Origin of the sequence: Streptomyces sp. NPDC003247, from assembly GCF_042888135.1 — a bacterium.
GTDB lineage: Bacteria > Actinomycetota > Actinomycetes > Streptomycetales > Streptomycetaceae > Streptomyces.
In genome coordinates, this window is record NZ_JBIAPF010000001.1 from 1118621 (window position 1) to 1142577 (window position 23957).

The following is a 23957-nucleotide window of genomic DNA, read 5'->3' on the forward strand; positions in this document are numbered from 1 at the left end:
CGGTTCCGCGCGCCGCCGCGGTCTCCACCGTCGGCTCGTGGGTCGCCGGCTCGTGCGCCGCCGGCTCGTGCGCCGCCGGCTCCCGCGCCACGTTCCCGTGCGCCGTATTCCCGTCCGCCGCCTTCTCGTCCGCCGTCACGGGGTCCTCCTGTCCTCGGCCGCGCGCTGTCCTCGGACCACCAACAGGGGGGTGTCCCCGTTTGTTCCCGCCGTTCCCGCACGTTCCCGCCGTTCCCGCCGTTCCCGAGGCCGGGGCGTCGGAGGGGTCACACGTGCACGATCGGTCACACCTGCACGATCGGCTCCCGGGTGAACAGCGCCCCGAGGGCGGGCGCGTTCACCCTCCGGTCCGCCAGCCGCAGCGCCTCCCAGACGGTGACCTGGTGGGCGGTGAGGACCGGCTTGCCCAGCTCCTTCTCCAGGGCGGGCAGGGACGCGGCGGTGTGCAGGGCGGTGTCGGGCAGCAGGACCGCGTCCGCGCCGGGGTCGTCGGCCGCGCGGGCCAGCGCGAGGACCTCGGCCTCGCCCCAGGTGCCCGCCTCGGCGGCCGTGACGGTCCCGGAGCCGTGGACGCCCGTCACCTCCAGGCCGCCGGCGCGCAGGAACGCGGCGAACAGGCCGGCGACGTCGTCCGGGAAGGTCGCGCCGACGGCGACCCGGGCCGCCGCGATCGCCTGGGCGGCGTGCACGAAGGCGAAGGGCGTCGAGGAGGCCGGCATCCCGGCGGCGCGGGCCAGGCCGCGCACCTGTTCCTGGGCGCCCTCCCAGCCGTGCACGAAGCCCTCGGCGGCGCACGCCCACACGACGGCCTCGGCGCCCGACAGCCGCAGTCGCTCCACGCCCGCCGCGAGCCGTTCGGGCGTGCCCGTCCGCCGTGGCGCGTCGGCGCCGTGGGCGTCCTCGCCGATGTCCGTGTGGACCAGCTCCACCCGGATGTCGCTGCCGAGGAGCTGCTCGATCCGGGGGTAGTCGTCCTCGGCGGAGTGGCCCGGGTAGAGGACTCCGAGTGCGGTCATGTCCAGCCTTCCTGCTGTCGTCCGGCAGTACGGGGGGCCACTGGCCGCGCCCCCTCCTCCAGCAGAGCCTGGTACGGCCCCACGGCTCGGGTACCCATTCGGCGCAGCGCCGCCCCCATCGTCACCTGGTTGGCCGAGATGACCGGTATGTACTGCTCCGCCTCCGGTCGGGGAGGTCGTGTTGACGGCGGTGGGTCCGGGTGCGAACGTGGTCGGTCCGCGCTCGTCGACCCCTTGTGGCACGGACGCCGGGCGGTGGCCGGGCACGTCCGCCGGCTCGGCGCCGCCGTCCGTGTCACGTCCCGCCGGAGGAAGGGGCTCCCCGGATGTCCGCCGTCCCCACGCTCCTCGTCCTCGACGCCGATCCCCCGCCCCGGCTCGGCCGGCTCACCGGGCGGGCGGCGGTGGTGCGTACCGACGGGGCCGGGCTCGCGGCGCGGCTGCCGGAGGCGGACGTGCTGCTGGTGTGGGACTGCGCCTCGCACGCGGTACGGGCCGCCTGGCCGGGCGAGGGGCCGCGGCCGCGCTGGGTGCACACGGCGAGCGTGGGCGTGGACCATCTGATGTGTCCGGAGCTGGCCGCGTCGGACACGGTGGTGACGAACGCGCGGGGCGTCTTCGACGAGCCGGTCGCCGAGTACGTCGCCGCGCTGGTCCTGGCGATGGCGAAGGACCTGCCGGGCACCTGGGAGCTCCAGCGGCGGCGCGAGTGGCGGCACCGGGAGGGGCTCAGGGTCGCGGGCACACGTGCCGTGGTGGTCGGTTCGGGGCCGGTCGGCCGGGCGGTCGCCCGCCGGCTGAAGGCGCTGGGGGTGGCGACGGCGGTCGTCGGCCGGGTCCCGCGCACCGGCGTCCACGGCCCCGACGACCTGGACCGCCTGCTGGCCCGCGCCGACTGGGTGATCGCGGCGGCCCCGCTCACCGAGCGGACGCACGGCATGTTCGACCTGCGCCGGTTCGGCGTGATGCAGCCCTCCGCCCGGTTCGTGAACGTCGGCCGGGGGCGGCTCGTCGTCGAGGACGCGCTCGTCCACGCGCTGGAGCGGCGGTGGATCGCGGGGGCCGCCCTGGACGTCCTCACGACCGAACCCCTGCCCGCGGACAGCCCGTTGTGGCAGGTCCCGGGGCTGCTGCTGTCCCCCCACATGGGCGGGGACACGGTCGGCCGGCGGGACGAGCTCGGCGCGCAGTTCGTGGAGTTGTTCGAGCTGTGGGCGGCGGGCCGGCCGCTGCGGAACGTGGTCGACAAGCAGCGCGGGTACGTACCCGGGCCCTGAACATCTGTGGTGCATAACCCGGTTGGTCTCGGGTAGCCGCGCCGCCATGGCTCCACCGAACTGGCACGTCAGACAGAACATACGCGCACCGAGGCCCACCCGTCGGTCGCTGCTCGCGGGGGTGGCGGCGCTCGGCGCACTGGGCGCGGCAGGCTGCACCCGGGTGGCCACGGCCTCGACGACCCCCGGCGGCGACCTGCTCGACCGGCTGCGGGCACAGGGTGTCGTACGGCTCGGCATCGCGGGGGAGATCCCGTTCGGGTACATCGACGAGGACGGGCATCTCACGGGTGAGGCGCCCGAACTGGCGAGAGTCGTCTTCAAGCGGCTCGGTGTGGACGAGGTGCAGCCGGTGCCCACCGAGTTCGGTTCCCTCATACCCGGGCTGAATTCCCAGCAGTTCGACGTGGTGGCCGCCGGAATGTACGTCAACGCGGAGCGCTGCGCACAGGTGATATTCGCCGACCCCGATCACCAGATGCTCAACTCCTTCGTCGTCCGCAAGGGGAATCCGGAGAATCTCCACACCTACCAGGACGTGGTGGAGAAGAAGGCGCGGTTCGCCACCGGAACCGGGTACGCCCAGATCCGGTACGCCGTCGAGGCGGGGTACGCGCAGGACGACATCCTCATCGTCCCGGACCAGGTCGCCGGGCTGAACGCCGTCGAGGCGGGCCGGGTCGACGTGTTCGCGGGGACCGCGGTGACCATCCGTGAGGTGGTGAAGAAGTCGGCCAAGGCGGAGGCGACCGAGCCGTTCGCCCCGCTCGTCGACGGCAAGCCGCACGTCGACGGGGGCGCGTTCGCGTTCCGTCCGACGGAGACCGCGCTGCGGGACGCCTTCAACGCCGAACTGCGCAAGCTGAAGGAGAGCGGCGAACTGCTCCGCATCCTGAGGCCGTTCGGGTTCACCCGGTCCGAGATGACCGACCTGACGGCGAAGGAGCTGTGCGGCGGATGACCTCGGGACTCTGGGACCTCGTCCTCAAGGGTGTCTGGACGACCCTGCAACTGCTCGTGCTGAGCTCCCTGCTGGCGGCGGCCGTCTCCTTCGCCGCCGGGATCGCCCGCACCCACCGCCGGTGGATCGTCCGCTTCCTCGCGGGCTTCTACACCGAGGTGTTCCGCGGGACCTCGGCCCTTGTCATGATCTTCTGGGTGTTCTTCGTGCTGCCCCTCGCCCTCGGCTGGCAGCTGGTGCCGATGTGGGCGGGCACGCTCGCCCTCGGCCTGACCTACGGCGCGTACGGCTCGGAGATCGTGCGCGGCGCGCTGGGCTCCGTCGACCCCGCCCAGCGGGAGGGCGGCATCGCGCTCGGCTTCACGCCCGCGCAGCGGATGCGCAAGATCCTGCTGCCGCAGGCCGTGCCGGAGATGATCCCGCCGTTCTGCAACCTGCTGATCGAACTGCTGAAGGGCACCGCGCTGGTGTCGGTCATGGGGATGGGCGACCTGGCCTTCAGCGGGAACCTGGTGCGTCTGGCGCTCCAGGAGAGCGCGGAGATCTACACGTACGTACTGATCCTCTACTTCGTGATCGCCTTCCTGCTCACCCGGGGGATGCGCGGGCTGGAGCGGCGGCTGAAGGCAGGTGTCCGATGAACTGGGACTGGAGCGCAGTCCGCGACTTCATGCCGCTCTTCCGGGAGGGGCTGCTGGTCACCCTCCAGGCGCTGGCCCTCGGCTCGCTGATCTCGTTCACGCTGGGGCTGGTGTGGGCGCTGCTGATGCGGACGCCGACGCGGTGGGTGCAGTGGCCGGTCGGGATCGTCACGGAGTTCGTCCGCGACACCCCGCTGCTGGTGCAGCTGTTCTTCCTCTTCTACGTGCTGCCCGAGTGGGGCCTGACCCTGTCGGCGATGACCACCGGCGTCCTCGCCCTCGGCCTGCACTACTCGACGTACACGATGCAGGTCTACCGGGCCGGCATCGACGCGGTGCCCGCCGGCCAGTGGGAGGCGGCGACCGCGCTGAACCTCTCGCGCACCCGCACCTGGCGGGCGGTGATCCTCCCGCAGGCGGTCCGCAGGGTCGTGCCGGCGCTCGGCAACTACGTCATCGCGATGCTCAAGGACACACCGCTGCTGATGACGATCACCGTGCTGGAACTGCTGGGCCGGGCGCGGCTCTTCTCCCAGCAGAACTTCCGGTTCACCGAGCCCGTCACGGTGATCGGCGTGGCCTTCATCGTCGTCTCCTACCTCGCCTCCGTCCTCCTGCGCACCCTGGAGCGCCGCCTTGTCCGTTGAGACCAGCAAGACCACCGACACCAGCAAGACCACCGTCGACCGCACCCCCGGGAACACCGAGCTGATCCGTCTGGAGCGGGTCACCAAGCGGTTCGGGGACAACACCGTCCTGGACCACCTCGACTTCCGGGTGGAGGCGGGCCGGCACGTCACCCTGATCGGCCCGTCCGGCTCCGGCAAGACCACGATCCTGCGGCTGCTGATGACGCTGACCGAGCCCGACGAGGGCACGATCACCGTGGACGGGCGGCGGCTGTTCCCCGCGTCGCGGAAGGAGGTCGGCGAGGTCCGCAAGAAGATCGGGATGGTGTTCCAGCAGTTCAACCTCTTCCCGAACATGAGCGTCCTGCGGAACGTCACCGAGGCTCCGGTGAGCGTGCTCGGCCTGTCCCGGGACGAGGCGGAGGAGCGGGCGCGCGAGCTGCTGGACATGGTGGGCCTCGCCGACAAGTGCGACGCCCGGCCGTCCCGGCTCTCCGGCGGCCAGCAGCAGCGGGTGGCGATCGCCCGCGCCCTGGCGATGCGGCCTCAGGTGCTGCTGCTCGACGAGGTGACGTCGGCGCTCGACCCCGAGCTGGTCGCGGGCGTCCTCGACGTCCTGCGGGACATCGCCCGCACCACCGACATCACCATGCTCTGCGTGACGCACGAGATGAACTTCGCCCGGGACATCTCCGACCAGGTCCTGATGTTCGACTCCGGCCGGGTCATCGAGTCCGGCCCGCCGGAGAAGATCTTCAGCGACCCCGAGCAGGAGCGGACCCGGGAGTTCCTCGGCGCCGTGCTGTGACCAGGTGCCGTGATCGGGAAGGCCCCGCAGATCCCGGCAGATCACGGCAGATCACGGAGGTCCCGGCAGATCACGGAGGTCCCGGCCGCGGCTCCCGCCCCTGGCGCATGCCGGCAGGGCGGGGCGCGGCCGGGATCGTGGCCGGGGCCGCGGTCGGAGCCGCGGTCGGGGCCACGGCCGGGGCCGCGTCCGGGCCACGGTCGGGGCCACGTCCGGGCGTCGTGCGGCGCGGGCCAGGGTCACCGGCCGGGGGTCACGGCCGGGGCCGTACCGGCGGGTCACCGGGGCGGCGCAATCTCGCCGACAGGCCCACGCCACCGCACCCCCGGCCGTTATCGTGGAGGGTGGTTCGCCGTCCGGATCACGCCCAGAGAAGCGACCGCAGGGGGAAGACCGTGGCGCTGCTGTGTCATCCCGGGGGACGCCCCCCGGACCCCCGGCCCAAGCCGCACGACCCCAGGACGTCAACGCGAGGGGGCCCGTCATGAGGCTCGAGCCGACCACTCCGCTCCACTCGGCCCAGGACGCCCTGCGCGTCCTGGAGACGGTGGCCCGGCACGCCGCCGGCGTCACCGACACCGAACTCGCCCGCCGGACCGGCTTCGGCACGGCACGGCTGCACCCCCTCCTGCGGCTGCTGCGCCGCGAGGGATACGTCGAGCAGACCGCCGACGGCGCGTACGTCACGGGCGACGCGCTGACCCGCCTGGGCTCCGCGCACCGGCGCGAGCAGGCCCTGCGCGACAAGCTCCAGCACACCCTGGACCGGCTGCGCGACTCCGTCGGCGCCGCCGTCTACATCAGCCGGTACGTCGACGGCGAGGTCACCATCACCCAGTACGCCGACAGCCCGGCCACGCCCGCGGTCAACGAGTGGGTCGACTTCCGCTCGTCCGCGCACGCCACCGCGCTCGGCAAGAGCCTGCTCGGCCAGCTCGACCACAACGGCCGCCGCGACCACCTCTCCCGGCACAAGATGGCCCGCCTCACCTCGCACACCATCACCAGCGACAAGCTGCTCCTCTCCCGTCTGGAGGCCCAGCCGCCCACGGTCCCGGTCCTCGACCTCCAGGAGTACGCCGTGGGCACGGTCTGCGCGGCCGTCCCGATCACCGCCGGGACCACCGCCGGCTGCCTGGCGCTCTCCCTGCCCGTCGAACACGCCCACCGGCTCCGCCACGCCGCCGACACCCTGAACCGCAACGCGACGCCCGTGCTGCTGTCCCTGGCGATCTAGCACCCCGGCCGGGGCGGCCCCCGGCCTGTGGCTCCCCCGGCCGGTAGCGGCTCCGCCGGTAGCGGCTCCGCCGGTGGCGGCCCCCGGCCGGTGGTCGGGAGCACCCCCGCGGACCAGGTAGTATTTTCTTCGTCGCCGGCCGCCGAGAGGCGGAGGGCGAGAGTCATGCGCCGCTAGCTCAGTTGGTTAGAGCAGCTGACTCTTAATCAGCGGGTCCGGGGTTCGAGTCCCTGGCGGCGCACCGGTGAAGGGCTCCTCGTGAGGAACGAGGAGCCCTTCGGCGTTCTCCGGCACTCAGAACGTGACGTCCGAGCAGGCGTAGAACGCGTTGCCCGTGTCCGCGATCGTCCACACCGCGAGGACGACGTGGTGACCGCTCAGACCCGACGGCAACTGGCCGGTGTGCGAGAGCGTGGACGGCGGGCGCTGGCCGTTGTACGGCACCGTGAAGAACGGCGTGAGTTCGAGGTCCGAGCGGGCGAGGGCGTGGTTCTGGTTCCAGCCCTGCTTGGTGAGGTAGTACCGGAAGTCGGTGGTGGCGTGTATCGCCGTGAACTGCCACCGGAACGTGTAGGCCTGGCCGCCCGTCACCTGGGTCGTGGGCCAGGCGGCGCCATCCGGCCGGGTGGGCGAGTCGAGCGAGGCGAACTGGGTTTTCCCGGCGGAACAGAGCTGCCCGTCGGCCGGCCCGGAGGCCGGGAAGCCCTTGGCGCCCTCGACGCTCTGCGGCTCCCACTGGATGCTGCCGCAGCCCGTCACGGTGCCGTTCTGGCAGAGCTTCTGCCGGCTGACGGGGAGGTCGGTGTAGCCGTGGCCGCTCGCGCCCCCGGCGGAGAGCACGAAGGCTCCCGCCGTGGTGAGCCCGAGCGCGGCGGCGTACCACTTGCTCTTTTTGCGCATGCTGCCGCTCCTGGAGAACGTGGGGAGTTCGGTGGGGTTCGGCGCGCCGTGCGTGCAGGTCTAGACCAAGTCTGAGGTTACGGCCGTTCGTTGAACATGTCCATACCAATAGGGTGCCGATCGGGGGACGGGTCCGACGGACCGTCAGGGCGACTGCTCGCCGCGTCCCGCGCAGAACGCCACGGTCAGGTCCTTCACCAGCGCCTTGCGCTCGTAGTCGTCCAGTTCCACCAGCCCGCGCATGGTCAGCCGGGTCACCGTGTCCTCCACCGAGTCCACGACCGAGGTGAGCACGGTCGCCCGGTGCTGGGCGTCGAGCGCGGCGATCCGGCGGCGGTGCATCGCGGGGGCGACCTCCGGGGCGTACTCGACACGCACCGGCTGCACCGAGTACACCTCCAGGCCGATCGCGCCCGCGTCCCGCGCCACCCGCCGGGTCAGCGCCTCCCCGGTCGCCTCGACCGAGAACCGCACCGAGCCGGGCGTCTCCACCGGGATCCGGGCGAAGGCCGCCTCCACGCACTCGCGCAGGTACGTCTCGTGGTCCTCCACCCCGAGCGTGGCCCGCGCCGTGTCCCGCACCCGCCACACCACCAGCGCCACCACCCGCAGCGCCATCCCGTTGCCGTCGGCCGCCGGCATCGGCTCGCTGCGCCAGTGCCGCAGCCGTACGTCCGCCCGGCGGCGCAGCAGCAGCGGGTTGACCCACAGCAGCCCGGTGCGCCGGACCGTCCCCCGGTAGCGGCCGAACAGGTCGAGCACCCAGGCGTGCCCGGTCCGGCCCCGGGCGAGCCCGCCGAAGCCGAACAGCCCGAGGGCGCCCGCCCCCGCGTACGCCGCCCACTGCGCGGGGCCGAGGCCGGCACCGGAGTACGCGGGCAGGCGCAGCGCCTCCGTCACCAGCGGCGGCAGGATCCCGGCCCACCACGAGGCGGCCACGCAGCCCGCCGCCCCGCACAGCCCGGCGGCCACGCCCGCCGCGCCGGGCAGCACCCGGGCGGGCCGCTCCACCAGCGCGGGGTCGACCTCCGCCATCGGGCGGGGCTTCACGGCCGCGGGCCGCCGCAGACGCGGCTGCTCCCCCGTGCCCGTCCGGCTCCCCACCACGGCGGGGCCGAGCGGCACCGGCCGCGGCTCGGGCTCGTCCCGGAACAGCAGGTGGACGGGGATCTCGGTGGTCGCCTCGTTCTGGATGAGCCGCGCGGGCGGCCGGGACGGGCCCTCGTGCTCGGGCGTGTGAGAAGTGGTCGTGCTCATTGCGTGCCTCCAGCCTCCGCGCCAGATACGCCATGACAGTGAAAGAACCGTTACTGCGGGCCGGGTGTCGGGGACCGGACCGGCGGGTCGGGGGTCGGGGGTCGTGGACCGGGACCGGGGCTGCGGGCACCGGGACCGCGGGCTGCGGGCCGGGGACCGGGGATCGGGGACCAGGACCAGGACCAGGAACCGGGGCCAGGGACCGAGACCGGGGACCGGGGCCGCGGACCGGCGGGCACCGGGGCCGCAGCCGCAGCCGCAGCCGCGGCCGGGCTACGAGAACAGCCTCCGCCAGGTCTCGGGCCCCGGGTAGCCGTCGGCCGCGCCGCCGCGCCAGCCCTGGGTGCGCTGGAAGGCCTCGACGCCCCGCCGGTCCGCTTCGCCCCAACGCGGCCCCGGTCCCGTCGTGTAGTACGTGCCGAACCCTTTCTTCACCAGCTGCCTCCCCAGCTGGGTGACGTACGCGTTGTCGGCGCCGGGCCGGAACACGGCCCGGCCCGGGTAGGCGGGGACGTCCGTCGCCGGAGCGGCGGCGGACGCCCCGTCCCCGGTTCCGGGGGCCGGGGCGACGGACCGGCCCGTGCCGGTGATCAGCAGCGACCAGGTCCGCGGGCCGGGCAGCCCGTCGGCGTCCGCGCCGCGCCAGCCCTGGGCCTCCTGGAACGCCCGGGTGGCCCGCCGGTCCGCCTCCGACCAGCGCGGACCGGGCCCCGACGCGTAGAAGCGCCCGGCGCCGTGCTGGACGAGGAGCCGGCCGAGCCGGGTGACGTGCGGGTTGTCGGCGCCCGGCCCGAAGTACGCGCGTCCGGGGTACGGGGCCGCCGAGGCGCCGGCGCCGGGGGCCGGGGCGGGAGACACGGCGTTCCCGCCCCCCGTGCTCCCCGTACTCCCCGTCCCGCCCGTCGTGCCCGTCGTGCCCGTCGTGCCCGTCGTGCCCGTCGTGCCCGTCGTGCCCGTCGCGCCCGCGCCGGTCTGCGCCGACGCCGCCTTGATGCTCTTGTAGCGGTAGGGGACGTAGCGGCCGGAGTTCGACCAGTAGGCGTAGGGGGTGGCGAGGCGGCGGGCGTTCGGGCGGGTCTGTTCGTAGGCGATGTAGGACGTGTGCGTGTAGTCCGTCCAGCCGCCGAAGAGGACGACGTGCGAGCCGTTCTGCGGATTGGACAGATTGTGGAAGAGCAGCATGTCGCCCGGCTGGAGTTCCTCCTTGGTGATGCGCGTGGCGAACTCGTGCAGGCTGCCCGTCCACTCGTTCCCCGGCAGCTTCCAGGCCATGGACACGAAGCCCGAGCAGTCCTGCCGGTACCCGTCGGACCAGTAGGCGCTCATGCTGTACGGCACCTTCGCCGTGACCCAGGCCTTGGCCCGCTTGATGATGTCCGCCCGGGCGATCTCGGGCGCCCTGACCTGCGCGGACGGCACCGGTCGGCCGCCCTGGCCGTACAGCGGCTCCCTGCCGCCCTGGGGGTTGCCGGGCTCGTCACCCGCGGGGACGCCCGGCCGGTCGGGCGTGTGCGGGGCGGCCACGGCCGGGGCGGCGTGCCCGGCGCCGAGCGCCGCGGTGGCCGCGGCCGCGGCCGCGACGACGACGGTGCGGTGGGCGGCCGGACGGCCGCCGAACCCCACGGGCAGGGACCGCGGGCTCGCCCGCCGCCGCTGAACGCACCCGGGGCAGTCGCAGTCGCTCGCGGGATCGAATTCCTCGAACACCGGCGTCTCCATGCGATTCCCCTCAGATTCCAGATGGAAATGTCCGCGACTGCTCACGTTCGTCAGTCTTTCCCACTGGTTGTACGGGCGCGCAAGCTGACGGTCCGAATGATGTACGCGGACCCCTCCCCGGGGGTGGTGCGGGCCGCCCGGCTCAGCCGGACGGCGGTCGGGAGCACCCTGGGGCGTCCTGTAGAGTTGTCGTTGTCAGCAGGCGCCGCTAGCTCAGTTGGTTAGAGCAGCTGACTCTTAATCAGCGGGTCCGGGGTTCGAGTCCCTGGCGGCGCACAGACCGGAAAGCCCCTCGCGTGAGCGAGGGGCTTTCTGTTGTACCGCTCCGCGGATCACACCGCGGTCCCGGTCAGGTACGCCGACACGATCACGTTCGCCGAGTAGCTGCCGCTCGCGCGGTCGAAGGTGCCGCCGCAGGTGATCAGCCGCAGTTCGGCGCGGCCCGTGGCCCGGGTGCCGTAGGCCTGTCGGGCGTCGAAGCGGTCGCGCTGGACGACCTCGACGTCGTCGACGGTGAACTCGGCGACCTTGCCGTCGGCGCGGGCCACCCGGATCGTCTCGCCGGCCTCCAGCGTGCTCAGCTTGTAGAAGACGGCGGGCCGGGTCTCGGTGTCGACGTGCCCGACCATCAGCGCGGTGCCCGCCGCGCCGGGCTTCACCCCGGCCCCGTACCAGCCGACGACGCCCGCCTGGTCGTAGGGCGGCGGGTCGATCCCGCCCCGCCCGTCCAGTCCGCGGGCCACCACCGGCGCCTGCACCCCCAGTTCGGGGATGTCGATGCGCTGCGGCAGCGCGGCCCCCAACGGTTTCGCGGCGGGCGGCAGCGGGGCGTCGCCGGGCCGGCCCACGGCCGCCACGTCACCCGTGGTCGGCGCGGACGTCACAGGGCGCACGTCGGTCACCTCGCGCCCCCACAGCCACAGCCCGAACAGGAGCAGCGCCCAGGCCACACCCGTCAGAAGGCGCCCGGAAGGGCGCTCGCGTCCGGCCACGGAGTCAGTCCGTCCCGGGGCGGCGGCGCACCGTCCGGAGCGCCACGGCGACGGCGGCGACACCCGCCAGGACCAGTCCGGTGACCGCGTGCCCGATGCCGGGACCGTCCACCTGGGCCTCCTCGGCGGAGGCGAGCGGAGCGGCACCGCCGCCGCCCGCGCGGACCGGCGCGACGGGCGAGGCGTACCCCGACGGGCGCGCCGACACCGGCACCACCCGGATCGCCCCGGTGATCCGGAAGTCGGCGCAGACGATCGTGACGGCGTAGGAACCCGGGGCGAGCGAGGAGCGGACCCGGGTCTCGCCGGTCAGGGTGCCGTCCGTGCCGACGAGGCGGGCGTCCGAGACGAACGCGTCCGACGCGGCCGTGGCCGTCGTCCCTCGGCAGCCGCTGACCCGCAGTGAGACCTCGGCGCCCGGGGACGGCGTCGTCGGTGTCACCGAGACCTCGCCCGCCCCGCCTCCACCGCCTCCCCCGCCACCGCCGTCCGCCGCGTACGTCGCGTACGCCGTCGGGACGAGCGCCACGACGACGGCCGCGGCACCGGCACAGAGAGTTGCTTTCAGTGAGCGCATGGTGAACCTCCAGCTATCTGGAGATTCCTCCCCGGCTCGGCGCCCCGCATCTCGGACCGGGGCGCCACTACTCCGAACGGGTCAGTTTCCGCGGGTGAACGGTTCGGTCAGATCCGGTCCACGAGTCGGTCAGATCCGGTCCACGAGATCCGCGATCGAGTCGACGATCTGCGACGGGCGGTACGGGAAGTTCTCGACCTGCTCGGGCCCGGTCAGCCCGGTGAGCACGAGGAACGTCTGCATGCCGGCCTCGATGCCCGCCAGCACGTCGGTGTCCATGCGGTCGCCGATCATCGCGCTGCTCTCGGAGTGGGCGCCGATCGCGTTCAGCCCGGTGCGCATCATCAGGGGGTTCGGCTTGCCCGCGAAGTAGGGGGTCTTGCCGGTCGCCTTGGTGATCAGGGCCGCCACCGCGCCGGTCGCGGGCAGCGGGCCCTCGGTGGACGGGCCGGTCTCGTCCGGGTTGGTGCAGATGAAACGGGCACCCCCGTTGATCAGCCGGACCGCCTTGGTCATCGCCTCGAAGGAGTACGTGCGGGTCTCGCCCAGGACGACGTAGTCCGGCTCGTGATCGGTGAGGATGTACCCGATGTCGTGCAGCGCGGTGGTCAGACCGGCCTCGCCGAGGACGTACGCGGAGCCGTTCGGCCGCTGGTCGTCGAGGAACTTGGCGGTGGCCAGCGCAGACGTCCAGATGTTCTCGATCGGCACGTCCAGGCCCATGCGGCGCAGCCGGGCGTGCAGGTCGCGCGGGGTGTAGATCGAGTTGTTGGTCAGGACGAGGAACGGCTTGCCCGACTCACGCAGCTTCTTCAGGAAGGAGTCGGCGCCGGGGATCGGGACGCCCTCGTGGATGAGCACACCGTCCATGTCGGTGAGCCACGACTCGATGGGCTTGCGGTCTGCCATGTGCGGGATCTCCTGTGCCGTACGCCACGCGGTGCTGCGTGCGGCCCCAGCCTAATCACAGGCCGATCTTGAGGGAATGGCCTGTTTGCGCCGGGTTCGGCGGTCAGCGGCGTCTGCGCGCGAGCAGCAGGGCGACTCCCACGGCCAGGAGACAGGCGGTGGCGGCGAGGACGACGGCCGGGGAGGCGAGGCCGGTACGGGCCATCTCCCTCGCCTCCTCGGCGAGATACGGCAGGCCGGTGGCCGGGGCGGGGGTGGAGGCGGTGGAGGCGGAGGCGGTGGTGGAGGCGGAGGCGGAGGCGGAGGGATCGGTCTCGGTCGCGGTCTCGCCATCGGTTTCGGTCGTGGTCTCGGACTCGGTCCCCGGCGCGGATTCGGTGCCGGTCCCGGGAGCGGTCCCGTGTGCGGTCTCGCGGGTGGAGCGTCCGCCGGCCTCGACGGTGAAGCGGTAGTCGTTCGACTGCCCGATCCACTCGCCGTCGTCTCCGTGGCGCTGGACGACCGCCGCGTTGACGGTGACCTCGTTGGGCACGGTGTCCGAGGTGAGCGCGAGGCGCAGCTTGACCGTGAGGGTCTTGTGCGGGGGGACGGTGAAGCCCGCGAAGGGGGCGCGCGCGGAGGACCCGGACCAGTCGGCGGATCCGGTCGACGCGGTGGACCTGGTGGAGGTGGTGGAGGTGGTGGAGGTGGTGGACGCGGTGGACCTGGTGGAGGCGGTGGAGGCGGTCGGACCGGTGGCGGCGGTGGGCCGGTCGGTGAGGGCTCCGACGAGTTCGTCCTCGTCGGTCGTCTCGAAGTGGACGGGGTGGGGGCGGCCGTCGGCGTAGAACTCCAGGTGCGGCTGGGACGGCTTCAGGGAGCGCTCGGCGTCGACGAGGACGACGACCGGGTGGACGCCGGTGCAGGTGCGGCCGGTGGTGTTGGTGAGGTCGAGGTACCAGGTGCCGAATCCACCGCCGGCCCGGTAGGAGGCGGGGCCGCCGTGGAGGCGGGTGGTCAGCGGGAAGTCGCCGGTGTCGGGGCCGGCACAACCGGGACCGGCTTCCGCGTGCGCGGGAGCCGGCGCACCTCCGAGGGCGGCGGCCGCGGCGAGGCAGAGGGAGACGGGTGTGCACAGTCGCATGAACACGTGAGCCTGCCGGGTGGGACGGGGGTGGGAGGGACGACGCTCCGCACGGCCGTACGAATCCATTCGTATGGAGGAGGCGGTGGCTCAGCCGTCCGCCCGGCCGAACACCGGGCCGAGGAGCAACTGGGCCGCGCCCTCCGCCACCCCGCGGGCACCGCCCGGGGCGAGGCGTACCGGGACCCGGTCCTTCGGGGCGCCCTCGCGGTGGGCGCGGACCGCGAGGACGCTGGTGACGCCCCGGAGGAAGGGTTCCGGGGAGGCCGTGATCGTACGGCCGCCGAGCAGGAGCCGGTCGATGTCCAGCAGGCCGGCCAGATTGGCGGCGGCCGTGCCGAGGACGCGGGCCGCCTCGGCGGTGTCGTCCCGGGCCATGGCCGCGAGGCACAGCGCCTCCACGCAGCCGCGGTTGCCGCACGGGCAGGGCGGCCCGTCGAGCTGGAGGACCTGGTGGCCGAACTCACCGGCACCGGTGCGGGCCCCCCGGTGCACGCTCCCGCCGATCACCAGACCGGCGCCGAGCCCCGTCCCGAGGTGGAGGTAGGCGAAGGAGCCGCCCTCGCCGCCGACGGCGAGACCGAGGGCGGCGGCGTTGGTGTCCTTGTCGACGACGACCGGTACCCCGAGCCGCCACGCGAGCGCGTCCCGCAGGGGAAAGCCGTCCCACTCGGGATAGCCGGTGACGCGGTGCAGGACGCCGTTGACGTGATCGAGGGGGCCCGGCAGCGCGACCCCCACACCGAGCACACCGAGCACACCGAGCAGCGTGCGGGAACGCCCACCGGCACCACCCGCGACACCTGCGACACCTGCGACGCCTGAGACGCCCGAGACGCCTGAGACGCCTGCGTCCGCGCCCGTGTCCGCGGCCCCCGGACGAACACCCCCGGCCGTCACCGGAGCCGTCCCCGGAGCCGTCTCCGCCCTCGAACGAACACCCCCGGCTGTCCCCGAAGCCGTCTCCGCCCCCGCATGAGCACCCACATCCATCTGCGCGCCCGCGCCCGCACCCGCACCCGCACCCACCCCCGTGCCCGTGCCCCTCGCGCCGGTGTGCGCGCCGGCGCCCCCCAGCACCTGGTCCACCACCGCCTCGGTCTCCCGCACCACCGTCCCCACGACGGCCTCCGCTCCCGCCCCCAGGTCCAGTGGGACGCACCGCTCCCCCACCACCCGCCCGTCGAGCTCGGCGAGGACGAGTCGCAGTTCGTCACGGTCGAGGTGGACGCCGACCGCGTGCCCGGCACCGGGGACGAGCCGCAGGACCGTGCGCGGTTTCCCGCCCGTGGAGGCGCGCCGGCCCGCCTCCGTCGCGAGCCCCTCGTCCCGGAGCCGGGCGGTGATCTTGCTGACGGCCTGCGGGGTGAGCCCGGTGCGCTCGGCCAGTTCGAGGCGGCTGATGCCGTCGGGACCGGCCGTGCGCAGCAGGTCGAGCACGAGGGCGGTGTTGTGGCTGCGCACCGCGAGCTGGTTCGCGCCCACCGCCGTGCCGCCCACCACCGTGCCGCGTGCCGCCCCGCCCGCCGAGCCGTCGTTGGTCCTGTTCACTCCTCCATTGTCCCTCCCGCTTGCACTTTGGCAACAGCGTTGCGAAAGTGGAGGGCATGACTGGTACCCCCCTCCGCGTCGGCCTGATCGGCTACGGCCTCGCGGGCTCCGTCTTCCACGCCCCGCTGATCGCCGCCACCGAGGGCCTCGCCCTCGACACGGTGGTCACCTCGAACCCGGAGCGGCAGGAGCAGGCCCGCGCCGAGTTCCCGGACGTACGCGTCGCCGCCGGCCCGGACGAGCTCCTCGCCCGGGCCGGCGAGCTGGACCTCGTCGTCATCGCGTCCCCCAACCGGACACACGTGCCGCTCGCCACGGCCGCCCTGGAAGCCGGCCTCCCGGTCGTGGTCGACAAGCCGGTCTCCGGCACGGCCGCCGAGGCACGGGAGCTGGCCGCCCTCGCCGAGAAGCGCGGCCTGCTGCTGTCCGTCTTCCAGAACCGCCGCTGGGACAACGACTTCCTCACCCTGCGCCGGCTGATCGCCGACGGCGAGCTGGGTGACGTCTACCGCTTCGAGTCCCGTTTCGAGCGCTGGCGGCCGCAGCTGAAGGGCGGCTGGCGCGAGTCCGGCGACCCGGCAGAGATCGGAGGTCTGCTGTACGACCTCGGCAGCCATGTCGTCGACCAGGCACTGGTCCTGTTCGGCCCGGTCACGCAGGTGTTCGCCGAGTCGGACGTCCGCCGCCCCGGCGCGGAGGCGGACGACGACACCTTCATCGCGCTCACGCACGCCGGGGGCGTCAGGTCCCACCTCTACGTCTCGGCGACGGCCGCCCTGCCCGGCCCGCGCTTCCGGGTGCTGGGCTCCAAGGCCGGGTACGTCAAGCACGGCCTGGACCCGCAGGAGGCCGCGCTCCGCGAGGGCCTGCGCCCGGGCCCCGGCTGGGGGACGGAACCCGAGGGCCGGTGGGGCCGTCTCGGCGCCGGCGAGTCCCCGCGGACCGGCGGCGGACGTGCCGTGCCGACCCTGCCCGGCGACTACCCGGCCTACTACGCTGCGGTGGCCGAGGCACTGACCGACGGCGGCCCCAACCCGGTGACCGCCCTGGAGGCGGCCGCCGCCCTCGACGTACTGGAGGCGGCCCGCCGTTCGGCCCGAGACGGAGTGGCGGTGACGCTGTGACCCACGAGAACACCCCGAGGTTCACCCCGGAGATCACCCCGACCCTGGAGGAGCTCCAGGCCCAGGAACGGCGGCTGGTCCTGAAGCAGTTCACCCACGACGACGCCTGGGCGCTCGGCACGCTCCTGGTGGAGCTGGCCCGCGAGCGCCAGGCCCCGGTCGCCATCGACATCCACCGCGCCGGCCAGCAGCTCTTCCACGCGGCGCTGCCCGGTTCGGCCCCCGACAACGACGCCTGGATCGCCCGCAAGCGGCGCGTCGTGGAGCGCTACGGCGTCTCCTCCTACCTGGTCGGCTCCCGCTTCCGCGCCAGGGGCACGACCTTCGAGGAGTCCTCCCGCCTCGACCCGGACACCTACGCGGCCCACGGCGGCTCGTTCCCGATCAACGTCGAGGGCGTCGGCGTGATCGGCGCGGTGACCGTGTCCGGGCTGCCCCAGCTGGAGGACCACCGGTTCGTGGTGGAGGCGTTGGAGGAGTTCCTGAGCAAGGGCTGAGCAGCGCGCCTCGGGGGCGGGGCGGAGGCGGATGCGGGGCGGAGGCGGGGCGGAGGCGGAGGCGGGGCGGAGGCGGATGCGGGGCGGAGGCCGGGCGGAGGCCGGTGCGGCCGGCCACCGCAGTTCCCGGCCGCCGCCCCCTCTCCTCCCGCCCCCTCCTTCCCGCCCCCCTCGGAGCGCCTACGCGTCCTTCAGCTCCTGGCGCTGCCGGCCCAGTCCGTCGATCTCCAGCTCCACCACGTCCCCGGCCCGCAGATAGGGCTTCGGCTCCGGCTGCCCGAAGGCCACGCCCGCCGGTGTGCCGGTGTTGATGACGTCCCCGGGGTACAGGGTCATGAACTGGCTGACGTACCGCACGACCTCGCCCACCGGGAAGATCTGCTCGGCGGTCGTGCCGTCCTGCTTCAGCTCGCCGTTGACCCACAGCCGCAGGGAGAGCGCCTGCGGGTCGGGCACCTCGTCCGCCGTCACCAGCCAGGGCCCCAGCGGGTTGAACGTCTCGCAGTTCTTGCCCTTGTCCCAGGTCCCGCCGCGGTCCATCTGGAACTCCCGCTCGGAGACGTCGTGGGCGACCGCGTAGCCGCCGACGTGCGCGAGACCCTCCTCGGCCGACTCCAGGTAGCGGGCGGTCCGGCCGACGACGACGGCCAGTTCGACCTCCCAGTCGGTCCGGGTGGAGCCGCGGGGCACGAGCACGGTGTCGTACGGCCCGACGACGGTGTCCGCCGCCTTGAAGAAGACGACGGGCTCGGCGGGCGGCTGTGACCCGGTCTCGCGGGCGTGGTCGTGGTAGTTCAGGCCGATGCACACGACCTTGCCGATCCGGCCGACCGGCGGCCCGATCCGCAGTCCGGCCGCGTCCAGCACGGGCAGCCCGCCCGACTCGGCGGCGGCCCGGACCCGGCCGAGCGCCGCGTCGTCGGCGAGCAGCGCGCCGTCGACGTCGTCCACGACACCGGTCAGGTCCCGCAGGGTTCCCTCGGCGTCGAGCAGCGCGGGGCGCTCCGCACCCTCCGTACCGACTCGCAGCAGCTTCATGATCACTATCTCCCTCGCTCGCGGGGCGCCCTCCGACGGGTGCAGCCATCGGATGACTGGTCGATCCTCCAAGCTGGGGGTCCACTCCGCAATACCCGGTTCACGTACTGGACCGTCCCGGTCGGTCCCGGGGTCGCGGGGGTCCCACGTTCCGGGCTCCGGGTTCCGGGCTCCGAGTCCCTGGTCGTCGGCCATCAGGGTCGGCGGGGTCAGCGGTGGTACAGCACCGCCCGCTCGACGGCGCTCCACGCCGCGCTGGTGACCACGTACAGCGCGGCGGCCAGCGGCACGACGGCGACGGTGACGAGGGTGAGGAAGGGCAGGAACGGCATGAGGCGGGTGACGGCGGTGACCGCGCCCGCGCCGGGCGTGTCGTCGGTGACGGCCATCGCCGGGTCCGTGGCCGCCGTCCGCCGCGCGAGGCGGTAGCCGAAGACGGCGACGACCGTGACCACGGCGAACAGGCCCAGGTAGACCAGCCCCGCCCCGCCGAACACCCCGCCGGCAGCCAGGGCGTCGGTCCAGCGGTCGCCGAGGGGCGCGTCGAGGAGCCGGTGGGTGAGCAGTCCGTTGGTCTCGCCGCCCACCGACGCGTGCGAGAAGACGTAGTAGAGGAGGAGGAACGCGGGCGCCTGGAGCAGGCTCGGCAGGCAGCCCGACAACGGGGAGACCCCTTCCCCGGCATGCAGTTCCAGGACCGCCCGCTGGAGCCGCTCCGGGTCGCGCGCGTGCTTCCTGCGCAGTTCGGCGATGCGCGGCCGGAGCGCGGCCCGGGCCCGCTGACCGCGCGCCGCGGCCCGGGACAGGGGGTGGACGAGGAGCCGTACGAGAGCGGTGAACAGCACGATCGCGGCGGCCGCCGCGGACGCGTGGAAGAGGGGTTCGAGCAGGACGGCGAACCGCTCGACGAGGTGGACGAAGGCGGACAGGAGTGCGGACATGGGGGAGGTGCCCTCCGGGGGTCTCGTCGTGCCGGGAGGAGAACGGGCTGACGGCATGACGACCCGCGCGGGTCACCCACGGGAGAGTGCGGGGTACAAGGGTGTACCGGGATGAACCGATGCACCGGGGTGCATCGGGGGTACCGGAGTGCCCTACGCGGCGGTCGCCGGGAAGGCGGACCCGGGTGCCCTGGGCCGTGGCCGGCCGGAGGCGTCGGGGTCGCGTTGGGGCAGGAAGGCCGTACGCCGGTCCCGGTCCCGTATGGCCGTCCGCACCCGGGTGGGCGGTACGGCGGGAGCGCAGCGCGCCGCGGCGAGACAGCAGAGGGCGAGCGCGGCACCGGCGGCGGCGGTCGCGGCGAGCGCGACGGTGGCCGTGAGACCGCCGGTGGTGAGGAGGGCGACGTCGAGGAGGAGGAAGAAGGAGAAAAGGAAGAGGAGGACGGCGGGGCGCAGGGCGGAGGACCACACGCGGATCACAGGCACCCCTCCCCTCCACCTCTCCAGCCCGTCCCTGCCCTCTGCCCCATGAGAACGCCCGGAACCACCGAGACGGTTCCCGCCCCCTTCCTCCACCGGTTCGAGAAAGGGCTGTCGGAACCCTCGACAACACCACGCGTGACCCCCGATGCTTCTGACGCGCTCACCCCTTCATGCACTCACGTCCCGCACGAGTCGCGGGCCGGCCGGGACGGCCGCCCCGCTCGCCGAGTGAAGCGGAGAAGTCATGATCCGACGCAGAACCCTGCTGGCCGCCACGGGCGGAGCCGTCCTCGGAGGCGCCCTGGCGACGGGCACGGCCCACGCCGACGCGACGATCGCCGTCACCCCGTCCACCACGTACGGCACGTGGGAGGGCTGGGGCACCTCCCTCGCCTGGTGGGCCAACGTCTTCGGCGCCCGCAACGACTTCGCCGACCTCTTCTTCACGACGAACTCGGTGTCGTACGGCGGCAGGACGCTCCCCGGCCTCGGCCTGAACATCGCCCGCTACAACCTCGGCGCGTGCAGCTGGAACAGCGTGGGCGGCGAGACGATGGTCGCCTCCGCCAACATCCCCGGCTTCAAGCAGATCGAGGGCTACTGGCAGGACTGGAACGACGAGGACCCCGCCTCCTCCGCCTGGGACTGGACGGCGGACGCCAACCAGCGCGCGATGCTGGTGAAGGCGGTGGAGAGGGGCGCGGTCACCGAGCTGTTCGCCAACTCCCCCATGTGGTGGATGTGCCTGAACCACAACCCCTCCGGCGCGGCGGACGGCGGCAACAACCTCCAGTCCTGGAACTACCGCCAGCACGCCTCCCACCTCGCCGCCACGGCCCTGTACGCCAGGGACAACTGGGGCGTGGACTTCGCGACGGTCGACCCGTTCAACGAGCCGTCGTCGTCCTGGTGGACGGCGACCGGCACCCAGGAGGGCTGCCACATGGACGCGACCGTCCAGGCCGCCGTACTGCCGTACCTGCGCAGCGAGCTGGACGGGCGGGGCCTGACGGACGTGCGGATCTCCGCGTCGGACGAGACGAGCTACGACCTGGCGCGCACGACCTGGAACTCCTTCCCGTCGGCCACGAAGGCCCTGGTGGACCAGGTCAACGTGCACGGCTACCAGGGCTCGGGCGGCCGCCGGGACCTGCTGTACACGGACGTCGTGACGACGGCGAAGAAGGTCCTGTGGAACTCCGAGACCGGCGACAACGACGGCACCGGCCTCACCATGGCGAGCAACCTGCTCTACGACTTCCGCTGGCTGCACCCCACGGCCTGGGTCTACTGGCAGGTCATGGACCCGTCGACGAACTGGGCGATGATCGCGTACGACGCGGCCACGCTCCAGCCCGGCGCGGTCACGACGAAGTTCTACGTCATGGCCCAGTTCAGCCGCCACATCCGCCCCGGCATGACCCTCCTGGACACCGGCGTCTCCTACGCCGTGGCCGCCCTCGACCGCACGGCGCGGCGCCTGGTCGTCGTGGCCGCCAACACGTCGACGTCGGCCCAGACCCTGACCTTCGACCTGTCCCGTTTCTCCACGGTCACCGGCGGCTCGGGCGGCCTGGTCCCCCGCTGGAACACCGTGACGGCGGGCGGCGGCGACCTCTACACGGCCCACTCGGACACGTACCTCTCCGGCAAGACGGTGAGCGTGCCGTTCGCGGCGGGGGCGGTGCAGACGTTGCAGGTGGACGGGGTGGCGGTCTGACGGTTCGGGGTCGGGCCGGCTGCGCGGGGTGAGCGGCACCGGGCTCGCGTCGACGCCCGACGGCACGGCGGGCTCCTGCCCCCACGGCCGTCGGCCGGCACCTGTCTCTCCTTTGTCACCGGCGGGCAGTACGGTGTCGTGCATGCGCCCCGACACGCCCGCCGAGAACGTCGACCACCTCGCCGAAGCGGCACGCCTGGAGCGGACCGCCGGACTGTACCCCGAGGACGCCGAGGCCCTGCTGCTGCAGGCCGCGGCCCACCTGGAGCTGTCCGGCGACCGCCCCGCCGCGACCGCCCTCTACGACCGTCTGCTGTCCTCCGCGGACGGCCTGGAGCAGCCGCACCTGGTCCGCGCCCTCAAGGCGTCCAACCTGTGGGAGTACGGCCACGAGGCGGAGGCCCGCGCGATCATCGACGGCCTCCGCACGACGGCCCCCCGCGACCCGGCGCCCTGGGTGATCGTCGCGGAGGCCCTGGAGTCCCACGACGAGCTGGAGGCGGCGCAGGAGACGTTCACGGAGGGCGTGCGCCTGCTGCTGACGGACGTGGCGGAGCCCCCCTACTCCACCCACCCCCTCCTCTTCGGCCGCCACCGGGTACGGCGCCTGCTGGGCGCCGGCCACGACGAGTGGGACGCCCTCGCGGACGCGCTGCACACCTCGCCGGTGTCCCTGGACGAACTGCACGACCCCAAGCGGGTCTGGTCCCTCGGCTCGGACAACCCCGCGGAGCTGGAGGCGGAGATCTGGCGGCTGCGGGCGGAGCTGGGGGCGTACCGGGAGGCCCTCTCCCGCCCCTTCCCGGTGGCCGTGCTGCACTGGCCGACCGCCGAACTGACGGAGCTGCTCACCGCCTACCCGACGCTCGCGACGGAGTACCCCTCCCACGAGGAGCACCTCGCGACGATAGAGGCCGCCCTGCGGGAACTGTCGGCTTCGGGCACGGCGAACCTGGGCATCGTGACGGGAACGGTGCCCTCCTACGAGGCCTTCGCCGCCTCCGAGGGCACTTCACCGGAAGACTCCGAGCTGCTGCCGCAGTACGCGACGACCTTGGCGGCCCGGGGACGAGCGGTGGCTTGGCCGCCGCAGAGGGGGGCGGGGTGCTGGTGTGGGTCGGGGCGGGCTTATGAGGGGTGTCACGGCAGTACGCAGGCGTAAGGCTCACCGCGCCGCCCGGGGCGGGCGACGATGACCCAGCCGTGGCTGACGTTCGCCTTGATCTTCGCCGCGGGCTGGCTGACCTACGGCCTCCGCGTCACCCGGGGCGCTCTTCGGGGGCGCGAAGGCCTGCGGCGGCTGGGTGTCCGGGGAGTCCGCGCGGAGGGCGAGGTCGTGCGTGGCCCGCGACGCGAGGGGACCGTGGTGCACCCCGCCCAGGTCCGCTACCGGGCGGGCCCACAGGAGCAGACGTACCGACGAGCGCCACTGAACGCGGACCGGCATGTACTGCGGGTCGGCTACGAGGTGGTCGTCCGGTACGACCCCGCGGACCCTCGACGGGTGGTCGTGGTGCGGACGCAGGCTTCGTTCAGTCCTTACACGTACCTGGCGTGTGGGGTGTTGCTGTGTCTGTTCGGGGTGGGGTTGGGGGTGTGGAGCCTGGTGTGAGGACGGCCCTCGCCAAGCCAACCAAAGAAGCGCCGAGCGGTAGAGCGCCAAGCCACCCGAGAACCTGGCTCGTGATCTGCCCCCGACCGAGCGACTCACCGCTCCGAGATAGACGGTGTTGCGCTGCCTTAGCCCGCTGAGGTCAGCGTCCCTCCCACAATTCCCTGTGGTAGCGGACGTACTCCTCATGCACCTTGTGCTTCCGGTTCACCTTGAGCTTGTCCCGCAGTTGGTCACCAAACAGTCCCGCACGCACGACGATGGACCAGTCCTCCGCGATGACCACCGCCCCAATGTCCAGTCGCACGTGGCAGTTGGGGCAGAGGCAGAGGACGTTGCGTTCGACGTCAGGGCCCTTGTGTGGACTCCCCAGGGGCTTAATGTGGGCCCCTTCGCTGTAGGGCTTCTCGTCGGGGCCAACCAAACGCAAACCACACATCTGGCACTCATGGTCGTAGAGCTCTTTGATACGTCGTACTGTCGCGGCGTCGCGCACAATGCGTTGGACGCGGGTGGCGCGAGTCGTGGGAAACTTCTCCCATTCGGCGGCCTCGGACGAGCCGTCCTCGTCGTGAGCACCATCCACAGATTCCGCCCCTAGGCTCAGCAACACTTCCTGCTGACCCAACACCTCTGCGACCTCGCGCTCCGCGGACGTCAGTTCCTGCTGCGGACTAAGCGTTGTCCCGTAACTGCTGTTCATGGGTGAGATGATCTTGCCGTGGCTGGTGTGATCACGGCGTCGGAGCCCTCCTGGATAGCCCCGTTCACCGGGCTGAGCCCGCGGCAGTTCGGCAAACTGGTCACCGCACTGCGGCGCGAGGGTGCCGACCCGGTCCGCAAGGGCCGACCCTGGAGCCTGCCGCTGGAGGACCGGGTCCTGCTGGTCGCCGCGTACTGGCGCACGAACCTCACCCTGCGGCAGTTGGCGCCGCTGTTCGGGGT

General features: G+C 73.2%; 25 protein-coding genes, 2 tRNA genes and 1 pseudogene. 14 read left to right on the forward strand and 14 right to left on the reverse strand.

Features of this window, described 5'->3' with window-relative positions; all coding sequences use genetic code 11:
* Positions 1-284: 284 nt before the first annotated feature.
* Positions 285-1016: an aspartate/glutamate racemase family protein gene (locus ACFYWQ_RS04725; RefSeq protein ID WP_389512781.1), complete on the reverse strand. Its 732-nt coding sequence runs from the start codon at positions 1014-1016 to the stop codon at positions 285-287.
* Positions 1013-1189: pseudogene (locus ACFYWQ_RS04730) on the reverse strand (decarboxylase); the annotation flags it as partial. The gene ACFYWQ_RS04725 and the pseudogene ACFYWQ_RS04730, both read right to left, overlap by 4 nt.
* A 153-nt stretch (positions 1190-1342) precedes the next feature.
* Between ACFYWQ_RS04730 and ACFYWQ_RS04735 the strand changes: the two are divergent.
* From ACFYWQ_RS04735 to ACFYWQ_RS04765, 7 genes are all read left to right on the forward strand, one after another.
* Entirely contained in the window at positions 1343-2293 is a 951-nt protein-coding gene (locus tag ACFYWQ_RS04735; RefSeq protein WP_389512783.1) for a D-2-hydroxyacid dehydrogenase, read from the forward strand.
* A gap of 46 nt (positions 2294-2339) precedes the next feature.
* Positions 2340-3254, forward strand: a complete 915-nt coding sequence (ehuB, locus tag ACFYWQ_RS04740) for an ectoine/hydroxyectoine ABC transporter substrate-binding protein EhuB (protein ID WP_389512785.1) — start codon at positions 2340-2342, stop codon at positions 3252-3254.
* Positions 3251-3895 carry an ectoine/hydroxyectoine ABC transporter permease subunit EhuC gene (ehuC, locus tag ACFYWQ_RS04745; RefSeq protein WP_389512787.1) on the forward strand — a complete coding sequence of 215 codons (645 nt, stop codon included), beginning with the start codon at positions 3251-3253 and terminating at the stop codon, positions 3893-3895. Before ehuB ends, ehuC begins: the two co-directional genes overlap by 4 nt.
* Positions 3892-4542 (forward strand): ectoine/hydroxyectoine ABC transporter permease subunit EhuD, encoded by a 651-nt coding sequence (ehuD, locus tag ACFYWQ_RS04750; RefSeq protein WP_389512789.1) that lies wholly within the window; start codon positions 3892-3894, stop codon positions 4540-4542. The genes ehuC and ehuD overlap by 4 nt, the downstream gene beginning before the upstream one ends.
* Positions 4532-5332 carry an ectoine/hydroxyectoine ABC transporter ATP-binding protein EhuA gene (gene ehuA / locus ACFYWQ_RS04755; protein WP_389512793.1) on the forward strand — a complete coding sequence of 267 codons (801 nt, stop codon included), beginning with the start codon at positions 4532-4534 and terminating at the stop codon, positions 5330-5332. The genes ehuD and ehuA overlap by 11 nt, the downstream gene beginning before the upstream one ends.
* Positions 5333-5816: 484 nt before the next feature.
* Positions 5817-6569 (forward strand): IclR family transcriptional regulator, encoded by a 753-nt coding sequence (locus ACFYWQ_RS04760; protein WP_389512795.1) that lies wholly within the window; start codon positions 5817-5819, stop codon positions 6567-6569.
* A 167-nt stretch (positions 6570-6736) separates the two neighbouring features.
* Positions 6737-6810: transfer RNA gene (locus ACFYWQ_RS04765), tRNA-Lys, on the forward strand.
* 53 nt (positions 6811-6863) lie between these two features.
* Here ACFYWQ_RS04765 and ACFYWQ_RS04770 read toward each other — a convergent pair.
* The 3 genes from ACFYWQ_RS04770 to ACFYWQ_RS04780 all read right to left on the reverse strand — a co-directional run bounded on the left by ACFYWQ_RS04770 (position 6864) and on the right by ACFYWQ_RS04780 (position 10445).
* Entirely contained in the window at positions 6864-7469 is a 606-nt protein-coding gene (locus ACFYWQ_RS04770) for a lytic polysaccharide monooxygenase (RefSeq protein ID WP_389512799.1), read from the reverse strand.
* A 144-nt stretch (positions 7470-7613) separates the two neighbouring features.
* Positions 7614-8726 carry an SPFH domain-containing protein gene (locus tag ACFYWQ_RS04775; protein ID WP_389512801.1) on the reverse strand — a complete coding sequence of 371 codons (1113 nt, stop codon included), beginning with the start codon at positions 8724-8726 and terminating at the stop codon, positions 7614-7616.
* A gap of 273 nt (positions 8727-8999) precedes the next feature.
* Positions 9000-10445 (reverse strand): peptidoglycan-binding protein, encoded by a 1446-nt coding sequence (locus ACFYWQ_RS04780; RefSeq protein ID WP_389512803.1) that lies wholly within the window; start codon positions 10443-10445, stop codon positions 9000-9002.
* A gap of 202 nt (positions 10446-10647) precedes the next feature.
* Between ACFYWQ_RS04780 and ACFYWQ_RS04785 the strand changes: the two genes are divergently transcribed.
* Positions 10648-10721 (forward strand) — tRNA-Lys (locus ACFYWQ_RS04785).
* 56 nt (positions 10722-10777) lie between these two features.
* Here ACFYWQ_RS04785 and ACFYWQ_RS04790 read toward each other — a convergent pair.
* The 5 genes from ACFYWQ_RS04790 to ACFYWQ_RS04810 all read right to left on the reverse strand — a co-directional run bounded on the left by ACFYWQ_RS04790 (position 10778) and on the right by ACFYWQ_RS04810 (position 15546).
* Positions 10778-11437, reverse strand: coding sequence for a class F sortase (locus tag ACFYWQ_RS04790; RefSeq protein WP_389512805.1), 660 nt, complete (start codon positions 11435-11437; stop codon positions 10778-10780).
* A 4-nt stretch (positions 11438-11441) separates the two neighbouring features.
* Positions 11442-12014 carry a hypothetical protein gene (locus ACFYWQ_RS04795; protein WP_389512807.1) on the reverse strand — a complete coding sequence of 191 codons (573 nt, stop codon included), beginning with the start codon at positions 12012-12014 and terminating at the stop codon, positions 11442-11444.
* Positions 12015-12143: 129 nt separating this feature from the next.
* On the reverse strand, positions 12144-12923 hold the full coding sequence (locus tag ACFYWQ_RS04800; protein WP_389512809.1) for an HAD-IIA family hydrolase: 780 nt from the start codon (positions 12921-12923) through the stop codon (positions 12144-12146).
* A gap of 103 nt (positions 12924-13026) precedes the next feature.
* Positions 13027-14046 carry a hypothetical protein gene (locus ACFYWQ_RS04805; RefSeq protein WP_389512811.1) on the reverse strand — a complete coding sequence of 340 codons (1020 nt, stop codon included), beginning with the start codon at positions 14044-14046 and terminating at the stop codon, positions 13027-13029.
* Positions 14047-14136: 90 nt separating this feature from the next.
* A complete protein-coding gene (locus ACFYWQ_RS04810; protein WP_389512882.1) occupies positions 14137-15546 on the reverse strand; it encodes an ROK family protein in 1410 nt (469 codons plus the stop codon).
* 107 nt (positions 15547-15653) lie between these two features.
* On the opposite strand from ACFYWQ_RS04810, the gene ACFYWQ_RS04815 reads away from it, so the two are divergent.
* On the forward strand, positions 15654-16721 hold the full coding sequence (locus tag ACFYWQ_RS04815) for a Gfo/Idh/MocA family oxidoreductase (protein ID WP_389512813.1): 1068 nt from the start codon (positions 15654-15656) through the stop codon (positions 16719-16721).
* Entirely contained in the window at positions 16718-17218 is a 501-nt protein-coding gene (locus ACFYWQ_RS04820) for a heme-degrading domain-containing protein (protein WP_389512815.1), read from the forward strand. The genes ACFYWQ_RS04815 and ACFYWQ_RS04820 overlap by 4 nt, the downstream gene beginning before the upstream one ends.
* Before the next feature lie 180 nt (positions 17219-17398).
* On the opposite strand, the gene ACFYWQ_RS04825 is transcribed toward ACFYWQ_RS04820, so the two are convergent.
* The 3 genes from ACFYWQ_RS04825 to ACFYWQ_RS04835 form a co-directional block, all read right to left on the reverse strand.
* Positions 17399-18256: a fumarylacetoacetate hydrolase family protein gene (locus tag ACFYWQ_RS04825; protein ID WP_389512817.1), complete on the reverse strand. Its 858-nt coding sequence runs from the start codon at positions 18254-18256 to the stop codon at positions 17399-17401.
* Between the two features lie 209 nt (positions 18257-18465).
* On the reverse strand, positions 18466-19185 hold the full coding sequence (locus ACFYWQ_RS04830; RefSeq protein ID WP_389512883.1) for a YidC/Oxa1 family membrane protein insertase: 720 nt from the start codon (positions 19183-19185) through the stop codon (positions 18466-18468).
* 165 nt (positions 19186-19350) lie between these two features.
* On the reverse strand, positions 19351-19677 hold the full coding sequence (locus ACFYWQ_RS04835) for a DUF6412 domain-containing protein (protein WP_389512884.1): 327 nt from the start codon (positions 19675-19677) through the stop codon (positions 19351-19353).
* A gap of 247 nt (positions 19678-19924) precedes the next feature.
* Between ACFYWQ_RS04835 and ACFYWQ_RS04840 the strand changes: the two genes are divergently transcribed.
* From ACFYWQ_RS04840 to ACFYWQ_RS04850, 3 genes are all read left to right on the forward strand, one after another.
* On the forward strand, positions 19925-21400 hold the full coding sequence (locus ACFYWQ_RS04840; protein WP_389512819.1) for a beta-1,6-galactanase: 1476 nt from the start codon (positions 19925-19927) through the stop codon (positions 21398-21400).
* Positions 21401-21542: 142 nt separating this feature from the next.
* Complete coding sequence (locus ACFYWQ_RS04845) at positions 21543-22562, forward strand: SEC-C domain-containing protein (RefSeq protein WP_389512821.1); 1020 nt, start codon at positions 21543-21545, stop codon at positions 22560-22562.
* Positions 22563-22592: 30 nt separating this feature from the next.
* Positions 22593-23012 carry a DUF3592 domain-containing protein gene (locus tag ACFYWQ_RS04850; RefSeq protein WP_389512823.1) on the forward strand — a complete coding sequence of 140 codons (420 nt, stop codon included), beginning with the start codon at positions 22593-22595 and terminating at the stop codon, positions 23010-23012.
* 142 nt (positions 23013-23154) lie between these two features.
* Here ACFYWQ_RS04850 and ACFYWQ_RS04855 read toward each other — a convergent pair whose 3' ends face one another.
* Positions 23155-23715 (reverse strand): HNH endonuclease, encoded by a 561-nt coding sequence (locus ACFYWQ_RS04855; RefSeq protein WP_389512825.1) that lies wholly within the window; start codon positions 23713-23715, stop codon positions 23155-23157.
* Positions 23716-23733: 18 nt separating this feature from the next.
* Here ACFYWQ_RS04855 and ACFYWQ_RS04860 point away from each other — a divergent pair.
* Positions 23734-23957, forward strand: a 224-nt coding sequence (locus ACFYWQ_RS04860) for a transposase family protein (protein WP_389512827.1), incomplete at its 3' end; no start/stop codon positions are given.